Consider the following 13,633-nt stretch of genomic DNA (forward strand, 5'->3'; position numbering starts at 1 on the left):
CTTATATTTTAGTTTGATTAGGGAAACCTGAATGAAAAATCTTATCCCAAAGTTCCGAACTTACACCAAAACCCTTGGTTTGGTCCTGATAATGATGCAACATATGATGTTGCTTTACTTTTTTCATAAGCCCACTTTTAAAGTTATAGTGGTGCATGGCATAATGCAGCATATCATAAATAAGATAGCCGATTAAGAATCCCGGAAAAAAGGCGTAAAAATGAGCCTTTACACTAAAACACAATGAGAACAGAAAGTAAAAAAGTGTAGCAAGTGGTAAACTTGCAGAAGGCGGCATTACCAGCCTCATCCGGTCGCGCGGATAATCATGATGCACGCCATGGAAAATAAAATGTAACCGTAAAGCCCATTTGGCTTTAGGCACATAATGAAATATATAGCGGTGAAGAATATATTCTGTTATAGTCCAAACCAGCAAGCCTAAGGCCAGATAACCCAGAAAAGATAATATCGCTATCCCTTCATTAAAAGACAGATAAATGAATACACCTATTATGGGAATGAATATAAACAGCGGAACAGTAAAGTGCACTTTAGAAAGTGCCTCCAGCAAACCACTTTTAAACATCCTTGTAGACTCGGTTGAGTTAGATACGTAATTCTTAGCCATGAACCTCTTATATTTTTAATCTTTCAACTACTTCTTTTCCGGTTGCAGAATCAAAACCTCTGATTTCTACAAATTCAATATTGGGCGACCAGAAGCTGCCCCCGTTAATCATAATGAATATGCGGCTTAAACGCATATATCTGTTGTTAACTGTAGCAAACGCATGATACGTTTTTTCCGCAGGCGCATACTCCAGGTAAATGGGCATTTTTTTATAGGAAACAAAATGCAGTTCATATTTATTGTTGCCTAAATCTTTCGATTTTATCCCGTACGCAAACTTACGCTGTATAAAAGATAGTTCTTCCTTTTGTTTTTTCTCCGTATAACGAATCCAGTAGGCATGTACAGGATCATCTTTTACCAATGCGCCATCTTTAACATTCAGATCGTACATGATGGTATTGGCATTTGGTGTACGCTGCAGGTAAAACAAATGTCCAAACTCTCTTGGAGGCACAGGAAATGTATCCTGCGGCTCGGTGCGGGCAAATGTTACGGTAAAAGAAGAAACCGCTAACGCCAGCAGTAAAGTTTTTACAACAGCAGGGCGCTTAATTACCAACTGTTGTGCTTCCTCCTGCTTTTGCTTCTCCATCAGCTCCATTGTTTTTTTAGCACCTCTTAACCTGCCAACTGCAGTAATATTGGTTAACACAGCCATAAAGGTTAAAGGCAGTGTAAATATGGACATGGTTTCGAATACATGATACTTAATACCCGGAATAAACAACTTGTAATCACCTCCAATATAATGAGAGGTAATACCGCAAGCCATAGCAGAGAGTGCTATAGTAATAACCCGCTCAGGCCTTTGCATTAAACCATCTTTACATTCAATACCTAACCCTTCTGCTCTGGCACGGGTGTAGCTTACCATCATACTTCCTATTAAAGCAATAAAAGCAAACAGAGAACTTAGAAAATAGTGATGCCCAACCAGATAATAGCAAATACCTAAAAACAATACCATCTCACTGTAACGGTCAAGTACAGAATCGTACAAAGCGCCAAAACGTGAACTCATGTTTCCCAAACGGGCCACCTGGCCATCCAGCATATCAAATAAGCCGGCAAATAATATCAGCGCACCAGCCCAGCCTACATAAGACAAATCTCCTCTATGCCCCACTTCAGCACCTTTAATAAAAATAACAGCCACGCAAATATTCAAAATCAGGCCGATGGTGGTTACAGCGTTAGGCGTTAGACCCAGTTTAATTAAAAATCGAACAAATGGATTTATGACTTTATAAATCCCTTGTTGCAGATCTGTACGGACAGATGACATATTTCTTTATTAGATAATTACTTAAAAATCGAATTTAACCCTTGTTCTTATGCCCCAGGTTGGTATATCAGGATGCTGCAGGTACGTAAAACGTTTCACAAAATCTACCCGCACCAATTTAAAAATATTCGCAATACCTACACTGGCCTCAAAATAAGGCTGTTTATCGAACACAAAGGTAGATACTACACCGTTTGTTGTAGGAAATTTTATCTGGTCTGGATTTTTGTCGGGGTTGTTTTCATCCCGTGTAGCACCATACAGTATTTTTCCTGCAATTACCTCGCGCAGCTTCAACCGCTTTAACAACGGTACTTTATTGAAAATGAATCCATTAAAGTAATGATCCAGGGTAACCGATGCGTAATGATCGCTCACAAACTCCATAAAATTCATCAGGTTAAAGGAGGTAAGCTGGTAAGAGAAGGTTTGGTTGGCCCGGTGAATAGTCATTAGCGGAAAAGGTACTTTCCCAAAAAGATAGCCACCTTCTGCTGTTATATCTGTAAAGCCAAACTGAGATAAATAGAAACGCTTTTCTACCCGCAGATTAATATTATGGTAGGTATACTCGCCGCCAGTAAGGCCCTTTATACCCGCAATGTAACGTAACGTGAAAATAGGATACTTGTTAATGATAGGAATACGATACAGTTTCCCCTGATAAAACTGCTCGTGAGGCGCCCAGCGGAATTCAGCTGACAGCTCCGAAGTAGTAATATCGGGCACATTCATATCCGTTCCTGCCACCGGCTTGGTATAAATAATGCTTCCTGCCGGAGTTTGCTTCCAGTATTTGTACCCCAGCGTGTAACGCAGGTGATCGCCAAACTCCCTTACATAGGTAAAATTGAAGATGTCGTTGTACAGCCACTTATCGTTATTACCACGTTTGAAAGACAGCAGAAAGTTGTCTTCCTGAACAAACTGCAGTTCCTGTCCGGGTATTTTGGTATCCCGTTGAAAGCTGGCGCGTACATAATGCAACGGATAAGAGTAAATAGACTTATTGTTGATGGAATAAGAAGCACTAAGGAAATACTTCCATTTTTCATCTTTGAAGCCATAGGCGCCATATGTTTCAAAATAATAGCGCTTGCTTAATTTAGGAGTGGTACGGCCACCTAAGCGCAACCGGAAACCTTCTACCGGGTTAAAGCTGTAAAATGTATTGGCAGGCCCCACTTCAAAAGGACCAGCTTGTTTGTAACCAGCCAATGCAAAAGTTGCCCAGTCCATTAATCGTCTGAAAGACTTCATGTTTTTCAGACTATCAATATTAGCATACACCTTCGCTTCTGCCTGCGTAAGTGAATCATGCCTGTTCTGTACCCAAAAAGAATCTACACGCTCTTCTGCTTTCTCCTGCAGCACTATTGCGGGGCCATGAAAAACGCTGTCGTTTAAGGCAATGTTTGTCTTAAAGTCTTTATAGGATACTGTACGTTCTCCTAATATACCACCACCGTTTTTAGAAAGCCCGAAATCCACTACCATATCGCTTTTGGTAAGTGCATATCTGCCCTGTTTGGATTTCTCAAACTCCTGCCCGATTTTCAGCTGACGCACAAAATTCAGGTTTACACGGGAGCTTACAAACATGTTAATCTGCTGAATACCATAGTTGCCATCCAATGTAATAAACATAGTACCTCTGAACAGCAAATCATCGGGGTTACGCGGGGTAAAATACATTTTCACCAGTTTCTCACCATTCATTTCTACCGTGTCTCTGATGTAGAACATGTAAAAGGTAGGCGCCAGATCGGCTATTGGGCTTAAAAACTGGTTGGTAAGTACAGAAATATTGTTATCGTATATATTAATATCCTCGTACAGGCGATTCAGGTAACTGCTCACCCCTACCATATCCACAAACTCTCCAAAATCAACTTTTTTCTTCCCTTTTACAATAGTTTTTTCCTGTTGTGGCTTTTTTCTATAGTAGAAGTCAGACAAAGTTTCTTCCAGATAAACGGGCGTAACCGTCATTCCTTCCATTTGTGTGGTATCGGGATTGTCGAAAACGAAGTTGTAGCGCTTTAGCAGCTTGCTGTCTGTTAGTTTTTTTGAGATTTTACTCAGCGACAGCTGAATTTTTTCATATTTCTCATAGGCTGCAGTTTCATAAGCCTGCATTCTGTTGTCATCCTTATGCGCAATTACCTGCCTTATCAGTTCTACCGCAGGGTTATTTTTGTTTCTGTATTTAGCCCGTTTGTTGGTAGTAACCGTAACATTATTCAGATTTTTAGGAGAAGGGGTTAACTCCACATTAATTACCAGACTGGTACCACTTCCCAGCTTGCGCTTTGCAGACTGGTATCCCAGAATGGTAAATTCCAGAAAACTCACCTGATCATCTGATTGCAGTGTATATCGTCCGGCGCTGTCTGTAATAACACCTTGTGCACCGGTAAAAAATACGCTCACATTCTGTAATGGTAAATGCGTAACTGCATCTTTTACAGTTCCGCTTACCGTGATAGTTTGCCCTGTAGCCCACTGAACGCCCATCATCAATAGCAGCCAAACCACCAATCCAATTTTACTTTTCCGCTCCATTTTTACATGTCTATTTAAACACAAACCTTTTCTGAAGAATATAATTATAGGATATACCTACGATAACCGATACTAATACCTTAATAAAGGCTGGATCCCAATTCACTGCATGGGATAAAACCTTGTATCCCCCCACATTCAGGCAAAAATTGCCGCACCAAACCAGTATATATCTTAGTATCTGGTTCCACCTGCTTTTTTCAGTGCCGGCAAAAACCCATCGCCGGTTTATAGTAAAATTGAAAATACCTCCTGCCGTTACACCTGCTGCAGTAGCAAATTGTCCTGGCACATGAAACAACTTATTCAGCAACAAAAAAGTTGAATAGTCAATAATGGAAGCAGAGAGAGAAGCCAACTGAGCTTTTATAAACATGCTGCTAGAATAAGTGCATTGCGATGATCAGCCTCAATATCAGATAAGCATATATACCGGCGGCAACATCATCCATCATAACGCCCAGTCCGCCGGGCAGTTTCTCCAGCCTTCGTATATACAAGGGCTTTACTATATCAAAAAAACGAAACAGCACCAAACCTGTAAGCATATACTCCCATTTTAACGGAATATAGAGTAGTGTAATACACATACCCGCTGCTTCATCTATTACAACTCTGTAACTATCTTTTCCCCATTCCTTTTCTACCACATCACCACAAAAAATTCCCAGTACCAATAATACAATTATAGCCACTAATTGTCCATTAGGGCTATAATTGCCACCTGCCTGGGCAGCGTACCAAACTAATAAAGTAGCTATAGAAGCATATGTTCCACCACCCTTTCGAATGTAACCTATTCCCAGACAGGTAGTTATAATTTTAGATATCAACATCATTAATGCAATGCATCTACCAGTTCCTGGTAGTAATCCAGTCCCAGATGCGTGATTAAATCTTCACCCATCATGTGACGTAAGGTATTCTGTAATTTAATTAATTGCTTAAAGATGTCATGTTCCGGACGCAGTTCGGGAGCTGTTTGCGGCGATTTCAGGTAGAAAGACAACCACTCCTGAATACCCGACATATTAGCTCTTTTAGCCAGATCGATAAACAATGCCAGATCAAGTACAATAGGTGCTGCCAGAATAGAATCGCGGCAAAGGAAGTTTACCTTAATCTGCATAGGATAACCTAACCAGCCGAAAATATCGATGTTATCCCAGCTTTCTTTGTTATCGCCATGTGGCGGATAATAGTTGATACGCACCTTGTGATAAATCTCACCGTACAAATCTGGATTGGTTTCCGGCTTGAAAATATCTTCCAGAACACCCAGCTTGGAAACTTCTTTTGTTTTAAAGTTGTCCGGATCATCTAATACCAGACCATCTCTGTTACCCAGGATGTTGGTAGAAAACCATCCGTGTACACCCAGCGCTCTTGCCTGTAAGCCAGGAGCCAGGATTGTTTTCATTAAAGTCTGACCTGTTTTAAAGTCTTTACCGGCAATAGGCGTATTGGTTTCTTTGGCCAGTTCCACCAGAGCAGGAATATCTACCGTAAGGTTAGGAGCACCGTTTGCAAATGGTACACCCAATTTGATAGCTGCGTAAGCATAAATCATGCTGGGAGAAATATTAGGATCGTTGTCCTTCAATCCCTGCTCAAAAGCTGCCACAGAATTATGTACTTCAGAGGCTTCAAAGAATATTTCAGTAGAGCCACACCAAACCACTACTACGCGGTTTACATCGTTCGCCTCTTTAAAATTTTCAATATCGTCCATCACCTGCTTCGCCAAATCCCATTTGGTAGCGCCGGTTTTAATATAAGTACCATCCAGATTTTTTACAAAAGTTCTGTCGAACACAGCTTTCATAGGCTTAATAGCCTCCAGCTCGGGCTTAATGGCTTCCAGTAAAGAAGATTCCAGCACTTTTGCATGAACAGCAGCCTGGTACACATTGTCTTCATACAGGTCCCAGCCACCGAAAACAATGTCCTGCAGATTAGCCAAAGGCACAAAGTCCTTAATCAGCGGGTAGCGGCTCTCGGTTCTTTTACCCAAACGAATGTTACCCATTTGAGTTAAAGCGCCAATAGGCTTAGCTAAACCCTTGTTCACAGCAATCACCCCTGCCATAAACGTGGTAGCTACTGCACCCATGCCTGGCGTCAAAATGCCTAGTTTCCCTTCGGCTTTCTGAATTTGCTCTTTCATATTGTTGTTTGATTTATAGAATAACTAATATATAGACCCAAAATCTTTGCAAGCGAGGCAAAGATATACGTAACGTATAAGAATAACTTGTAACCACTAATACAATCCGGAACCGGCCCTGGCAGACCATCGCTGTAACAGCGTTAAAACAAAAGCCGCATAAGAGAGGTATGCCGGCTGCCTTACAAAAAAAATGAACACAGTAGTTCTTAAAGAAAGTCGTATTGCAGTGCCTGTATTCATCTGCAATACGACTGGTATTATAACTAACTATTAGTTAGCAGTATTCGCATGTTTAGTATCTGAAGTCAACTCCAGCCCTACCATTTTAGCTGCTTTAACCAGCTTTTCCACCGCTTCTTCAATCTGGCTGAAGGTATGGGTAGCCATCAGCGAGAAACGAATCAGCGTATCTTCCGGTGGAACGGCAGGAGATACAATCGGGTTCACAAACACACCATCTTCCTGTAATAACTTGGTGATCATGAAAGTTTTATCATTATCACGGATATATATTGGCAGAATCGGGCTTTCTGTTCTTCCCAGATCAAAACCAGCTTCCTGCAGCATTTTTTTAGCGTAATCTGTGTTTTTCCACAGATTATCAATGTGATGTGGCTCGCTTTCAATTAAATCCAGCGCAGCAATAACACTTGCAGCAGAAGCAGGGGTAATACTGGCACTGAATACCAGTGAACGTGCTCTGTGTCTGATATAATCAATAGTATCGTAATCTCCGGCAATGAAACCACCCAATGAAGCCAGTGACTTACTGAAGGTTCCCATAATCAGGTCCACATGCTCGTTTAATCCGAAATGAGAAGCAGTACCTGCACCTTTTTCGCCAATAACACCCAAACCGTGTGCATCATCTACCATGATGTTACAACCGTATTTGGTAGCCAGACGAACAATTTCAGGAAGCTTTACAATATCCCCTTCCATGCTGAAGACACCGTCAACTGCAATCATTTTCACCACATTCTCAGGCAGCTGGGCAAGTTTATGCTCCAGATCAGCCATATCATTGTGGCGGTATTTAATTACTTTAGAAAAAGACAACCTGCAACCGTCAATGATAGAAGCATGGTCATACTCATCCAATATAATATAGTCGTTACGACCGGTTACACAGCTTAAAACACCCAGATTTACCTGGAAACCCGTACTGAACACTGCCGCATCATCTTTTCCTACAAAACGGGCTAATCTTTTTTCGAGGGTTACATGAAGATCAAGAGTTCCGTTTAAAAACCTGGAACCGGCACAACCAGAGCCATATTTTTCTATCGCTTTCTGGCTGGCTTCTTTAATAGCAGGGTGATTAGTAAGACCTAAATAAGAATTGGAACCGAACATCAGTACCCTTTTCCCTTCAATCATTACCTCTGTATCCTGCGCTGATTCAATCGGGCGGAAATAAGGATACAAGCCTTTTTCTTTAATCATTGCGGCGTCTTTAAACAACGCAATCTTTTCTTTTAGATTTTTCTGCATTTAGCCTGTATTTCAATATGTTGTAAAACGTTTACAGGGAACGAATTTATTTCAGTTTGGTCGGAGAACGAAAAACAAAAATAACAGGATATTTAGAACAAAATGGCTATTTGTTCAAAAAAATTTAAAAAACGCCCGTTCTCAACATATTGCGAATGTTATATATTAATTAAGCTATTGTGTTTAAAAAAGAGGCGGCTGTAGAAACAACCGCCGTGAAATTATAACCAAATCCAACTGTAGAAGTTTATAGTTTGGGCAGGCTTCCGCCTCCCTGACTCACATCTTGTTTAATTTTTGTATTGATTATCCGGTACATCTTCCTCTTACATTCCTTGCTAACGTTGTTGCACTCAGCTAAGATGCACCGGACAACTTAAATCAATACCAATACTCATCCTTAATACCTTACATCCCTTCTTTCGATCTTATAACCCAACCTTATATCTCCAAATCTTAGAACCCAAACGTATCCGGGTCTAAAAACATATCTACAAATTTTTAATCCCGTTAAAGAGCACTTCCATATACCAATCAATCTGCGCCTCTAACTCTCCTAACCTGTTACCCAGTATAGCTGCAATTTCTACCCCGCGCTGGCTGCTTACCAATGTAAAAGCCAGCAGATCAAGCTCACTTTGCTTTAAACGGGAAAACTCTCCGGTAACCAACCCATACTGCAGAATGCTTTTTACAATATCCGTTTCTACGCTGTCAAATCCCTTTCTGATATTGCGTTCAATTTCGTTACAGTTCTGCACTTCACGCACAACCGCCTGATAAAGAACGCTTATTTTGGAAATCTCGTTAAACTTCACACGAACATAGGCTTCCATTTTAGCGGTAGCAGTGGGTTGCAAGGCAACCGCATCCTGAATACGTTTAAAAATGGCATCCTTTTCATGCTTCATTACCGCATCAAAAATCTCTTCCTTGCTTTTATAATAATAATAGAGGGTACTTTTTCCCTTGCCTACTGCACGCGCAATGTCCTCCATGGTGGTCTTATTCAGACCAAAATGACGGAAAAGCTTTCCTGCTTCCTGCAGCACTTCTGCTTTTATTATTTCATCTTTGGAGAGAAGCATAAATTTTTAGACCAAAAAGGTTTTGTGGTCCAAAAGTAAGAAGTTTTCACTCTACACCCAGCTTTTTTCTCATCTAAACTTTTTTTTAACACTTGCCGTTCATGTAAAAGCCCTTTTACAAACGTGTAAATGGAATAAATTCAGACAAACAATTGCTCATGAAATATTTTCTACTGGTTTGCGGATTATCCGGCACTATGGCCATGGCCCAAACCAGCTCTCCCACAAAACCGGGTGAGCCTAAAGCAGATTCTACCAAACAGGCAAAAAAGCCCTCTATCAGTGAAAAAGTGAAAAGCAGCCAAAAAAAAACAGGGCTCTTCACACTTTACCAGGATACTGCCACCGGAAGTGTGCAGCTTTACGTGCGTCGCGATCAGCTGGGTAAAGAGTTTATTTATCAAAGCTTTTCTGTTAATGGCCCCACTTCCCTGTTTTTAAACCAGGGCATGCACCGGACAACCAGTGTGTTTAAAATTGAAAAAGCGTTTGATAAACTGGAAATATCTGAGGTAAACACCAGTTTTTACTACAATAAAAACAATGCAGTCAGCAAAACGGCTAATGTAGACAAGCCTGAAGCAGTGGTAATTGCCGAGAAGATATCAGGTGAAGATTCTGTGGGATATCTTATTAATGCAGACGCGCTTTTTCTGAGCGACAAACTGGATGGTATTAAACCCGTTTTTCCACCCGGCCCCAGCACCATGTATGTTTTTAACCTGGGCATGCTTAACGGGCAAAAAAGTAAATACCAACAAATCAGGTCTTTCCCCGATAATACAGATGTGGTGGTAGACCTGGCTTATGATAACCCCAACAATATGGCTCCCAGTGGTGCAGACATTACCGATGGAAGATATGTACGGGTAAGAATGCAGCACAGCCTTATTGCCATGCCAGAGAATCAGTTCCTTCCCCGCAGGGATGACCCCAGGGTGGGCTATTTTATGGAAGAGGTTACAGATTTAACCAGCATCAGCCCCGTACCTTATAAAGATGCCATCCACCGCTGGAACCTGCAAAAGAAAAATCCCGGTGCTGCATTAAGTGAGCCGGTAGAACCCATTACCTACTGGGTAGAAAACACAACGCCGGTGGAATATCGTCAGGCAATTGTAGAAGCAGGTTTGAAATGGAACGAAGCTTTTGAAAAAGCAGGTTTCAAAAATGCTATTCAGATGAAGATTATGCCCGACACAGCCACCTGGGACCCTTCAGACATACATTATAATGTAATACGTTGGGTATCTTCTGCCCAACCTAACTATGGTGCTATCGGGCCCAGCTTTGTTAATCCTAAAACAGGTCAGATACTGGGAGCAGATATTACCGTAGAATGGTATTCCGGCAGCGCAACTCCTATTTTTGATGAACTGGTTAGCGCAGCGCCAGCGCCAGCGTTTCCGGTAGCAAGCCCTGAAACGACTCCTCATTCACACTTTACCTGCCAGCTGGCGCAGGAACTAAAAAACCAGTTCACTACCGGCCTTACTACGCTGGAAGCAGCGGGTGCAGGTGCAGAAGAAATAAAAGAGATGCACAGGCAGTTCCTTACTTATTTAATTATGCACGAAATGGGGCATACCCTGGGACTTAACCATAACATGAAGGCCAGCCAGATGCTCAGTCCGGCAGAATTGAATGATACCAGTATTACACGACGCATCGGCCTTATCGGCTCGGTGATGGACTATCCCGCTATTAACATTGCGCTGGACAGAAGCAAGCAGGGCGACTACTATACTACCAAAGCCGGCCCTTACGATTTATGGGCTATTGAATATGGTTACACGCCGTTCAACAGCGAAAGCGAAGAAAAAAGAGGCCTGCACACCATTTTATCCCGCAGCACAGATCCTAAATTAACGTTTGGTAACGATGGGGATGATATGCGTGCGCCCGGTAAAGCAATGGACCCACGCGTAAACATCAACGATCTCAGCAGCGATGCTATTGGCTATGCGGAGGAACGTTTTCAGCTGGTAAATAACCTGATGGGAAAAATTGTAGCCAAGTACAGCAAACCAGACCAGTCTTATGCTGAACTGAGAGCAAGATATAACACCCTGAATGCGCAACGTGCCAACATGATTGCCGCTGTAAGCAGATATATTGGCGGTGTATATGTTGACAGAAGTTTCCCCGACCAGAAATCGGCCAGCAAGCCTTTCACCCCTACGCCGGTTGCTACTCAAAAACGTGCTATTGCCGTTTTAAACAAATACGTGTTTGCGCCTGATGCTTTTAGTGCAGACGCGCAGGTGTTTCCCTATCTGCAGTATCAGAGAAGAGGCTTTAACCAGCCCAACGCCGGTGAAGACTTTAAAATAACCAGTGTATTTTTAAATATTCAGGTAAATGGAGCCTTAGCCCACATACTAAGTACACCAACTATGCAGCGTATTACCAACAGCCGGTTGTATGGCAACCAGTATAGCCTGGCTGATGTAATGACTGACCTTACTAAAGGCATTTTTGACGCGGATATGCAAACCAACGTAAATGTTTACAGACAGTACCTGCAGAATGCATTTGTAAAAGGGTTGGTGCAAATATCTTCGGACAATTCTCCTGTGGATGATGTATCTAAAGCAGCTGCGAGATTCACGCTGAAGAAAATAAAAACCAAACTGGGCTCAGCAGTATCTTCTAATGAAGAAACCAAGGCTCATCGAAACAACCTCGTTTTTCTTATAGACAATGCGCTTACAATTAAGTAGTAAAATTAAAAGAGGGTTTCTGATACAGAAACCCTCTTTTTTTGCCTATAAAAGAAAAAGCCCCTCTGTAGAAACAAAAGGGCGTCTTCGATTGCTTGCCATATGAAAATTCTTGAAATATCTTATTTCTGTTACTTACAGGGTGCAAATGTATAAACTACACAACTCCTACTGCTCCGCACTACGTTAAGTAAATAATAATTTAAGCTGAGGAAAGGTACCCGTTCGTATTTTGAGACTACAAATATCAAATCACTCGCTCTATGACACAAAATAAACGCTTTTAGAGATATAAACAATGATATATTTTTTAATTTAATACATCAAAATTAGCCTCTTAAAATACTGAGCCACTATAAAACGAATTGATTTTTAAGCAATTAAAGCTACATAGGCCTCCAGAGCTTTTTCAAGGCAGTCCATAGCAGAACTTATATCATTTTCATTTAATACATATGCTAATCGTACTTCCTGCTTTCCCAAACCCGCTGTTCCATAAAAACCGGTAGCAGGTGCCAGCATCACTGTTCGATTATTATAGTTAAATTCTTCCAGCAGCCATTGACAAAACTTATCTGCATCATCAATAGGCAGTTTGGCCATCGCATAAAACGCTCCGCCCGGGTTAGGACAGAATACACCTGGCATGGCGTTTAATCTTTTCACCAGCAAATCGCGACGCGACTGATACAATGCTTTTGTAGCATCAAAATAGTCAGCAGGCAAATCTACTGCTGCCTCACCTGCAATCTGCGCAAAGCTGGGAGGGCTTAATCTGGCTTGTGCAAATTTCATTGCAGCCTGTATCAGCTCATTGTTCCTCGTAACAAAAGCGCCAATCCGGCCTCCACAAGCGCTATAGCGCTTACTAATAGTATCTACCAGAACAATATTATCGTCTACTCCTTCCAGCTGCATGGCACTGAAGTGGGTACCAGTGTAACAAAACTCGCGGTAGGCTTCATCAGAAAATAAATACAGATTATGACGGAGAATAATCTCTTTCAGTACCTCCATTTCTTCCCTGCTATATAAATACCCGGTTGGATTATTGGGGTTACAGATAATAATAGCTTTGGTGCGTGGCGTAATAGCTTTTTCAAATTCAGCTATCGGAGGCAGGGCAAAACCATCTTCAATAGATGCAGTAATAGGCACCACTTTAACACCGGCTTCTACAGCAAAACCATTGTAGTTGGCATAAAACGGCTCGGGAATAATTACCTCGTCACCCGCGTCAAGGCAGGCCATAAAAGCAAATAAAATAGCCTCCGACCCTCCGGTGGTTACTATAATCTGGTTGTGATTTACATTCACACCTACCTGGCTGTAATATTGAACCAGTTTTTTGCGATAGCTTTCGTTACCGGCGCTATGGCTGTATTCCAGTATTTTAAAATCTGAATGCCGCACCGCATCCAGTACCGTTTTTGGTGTTTCAATATCCGGTTGCCCGATATTAAGATGAAAAACTTTTACCCCTCTTTTCTTTGCAGCGTCTGCAAAAGGTACCAGTTTTCTAATAGGAGACGCAGGCATTTCCTGTCCTCGTTTGCTAATACTTAAGTGTGCCATGGCGCAAACCTACGCGAATCGCCTAATTTATCAAACGTTTGTATAGATCATTTTAGCCAAACCAGTCACAAAAAAAGCGGGAAACAGCTGCCTGTT

General features: G+C 41.6%; 10 protein-coding genes. 1 reads left to right on the forward strand and 9 read right to left on the reverse strand.

Annotated features, from left to right (window positions below; genetic code table 11):
* Position 1 precedes the first annotated feature (1 nt).
* From IEY13_RS19475 to IEY13_RS19510, 8 genes are all read right to left on the reverse strand, one after another.
* Positions 2 to 631, reverse strand: coding sequence for a sterol desaturase family protein (locus IEY13_RS19475; RefSeq protein ID WP_188955331.1), 630 nt, complete (start codon positions 629 to 631; stop codon positions 2 to 4).
* 7 nt (positions 632 to 638) lie between these two features.
* The gene (locus IEY13_RS19480; RefSeq protein ID WP_188955333.1) at positions 639 to 1,922 is read right to left on the reverse strand and encodes a DUF4833 domain-containing protein; all 1,284 of its coding nucleotides are present in this window, start codon (positions 1,920 to 1,922) and stop codon (positions 639 to 641) included.
* A gap of 21 nt (positions 1,923 to 1,943) precedes the next feature.
* Complete coding sequence (locus IEY13_RS19485; protein WP_188955335.1) at positions 1,944 to 4,487, reverse strand: DUF5686 family protein; 2,544 nt, start codon at positions 4,485 to 4,487, stop codon at positions 1,944 to 1,946.
* 10 nt (positions 4,488 to 4,497) lie between these two features.
* Positions 4,498 to 4,863, reverse strand: a complete 366-nt coding sequence (locus IEY13_RS30465; RefSeq protein ID WP_188955337.1) for a GtrA family protein — start codon at positions 4,861 to 4,863, stop codon at positions 4,498 to 4,500.
* A gap of 4 nt (positions 4,864 to 4,867) precedes the next feature.
* Positions 4,868 to 5,326 carry a phosphatidylglycerophosphatase A family protein gene (locus tag IEY13_RS19495; RefSeq protein ID WP_188955340.1) on the reverse strand — a complete coding sequence of 153 codons (459 nt, stop codon included), beginning with the start codon at positions 5,324 to 5,326 and terminating at the stop codon, positions 4,868 to 4,870.
* Positions 5,326 to 6,654 (reverse strand): inositol-3-phosphate synthase, encoded by a 1,329-nt coding sequence (locus IEY13_RS19500; RefSeq protein ID WP_188955342.1) that lies wholly within the window; start codon positions 6,652 to 6,654, stop codon positions 5,326 to 5,328. The genes IEY13_RS19495 and IEY13_RS19500 overlap by 1 nt, the downstream gene beginning before the upstream one ends.
* Before the next feature lie 273 nt (positions 6,655 to 6,927).
* Positions 6,928 to 8,151 (reverse strand): serine palmitoyltransferase, encoded by a 1,224-nt coding sequence (spt, locus tag IEY13_RS19505; RefSeq protein WP_188955344.1) that lies wholly within the window; start codon positions 8,149 to 8,151, stop codon positions 6,928 to 6,930.
* A 491-nt stretch (positions 8,152 to 8,642) separates the two neighbouring features.
* Entirely contained in the window at positions 8,643 to 9,239 is a 597-nt protein-coding gene (locus IEY13_RS19510; RefSeq protein WP_188955346.1) for a TetR/AcrR family transcriptional regulator, read from the reverse strand.
* A 158-nt stretch (positions 9,240 to 9,397) separates the two neighbouring features.
* Here IEY13_RS19510 and IEY13_RS19515 point away from each other — a divergent pair, with 158 nt between their 5' ends.
* Positions 9,398 to 11,962: a zinc-dependent metalloprotease gene (locus IEY13_RS19515; protein WP_188955348.1), complete on the forward strand. Its 2,565-nt coding sequence runs from the start codon at positions 9,398 to 9,400 to the stop codon at positions 11,960 to 11,962.
* 372 nt (positions 11,963 to 12,334) lie between these two features.
* On the opposite strand, the gene IEY13_RS19520 is transcribed toward IEY13_RS19515, so the two are convergent.
* The gene (locus IEY13_RS19520; RefSeq protein ID WP_188955351.1) at positions 12,335 to 13,537 is read right to left on the reverse strand and encodes a pyridoxal phosphate-dependent aminotransferase; all 1,203 of its coding nucleotides are present in this window, start codon (positions 13,535 to 13,537) and stop codon (positions 12,335 to 12,337) included.
* Positions 13,538 to 13,633: the final 96 nt, after the last annotated feature.

It is taken from the genome of Filimonas zeae, assembly GCF_014641615.1.
In the GTDB taxonomy this organism is placed as follows: domain Bacteria; phylum Bacteroidota; class Bacteroidia; order Chitinophagales; family Chitinophagaceae; genus Filimonas; species Filimonas zeae.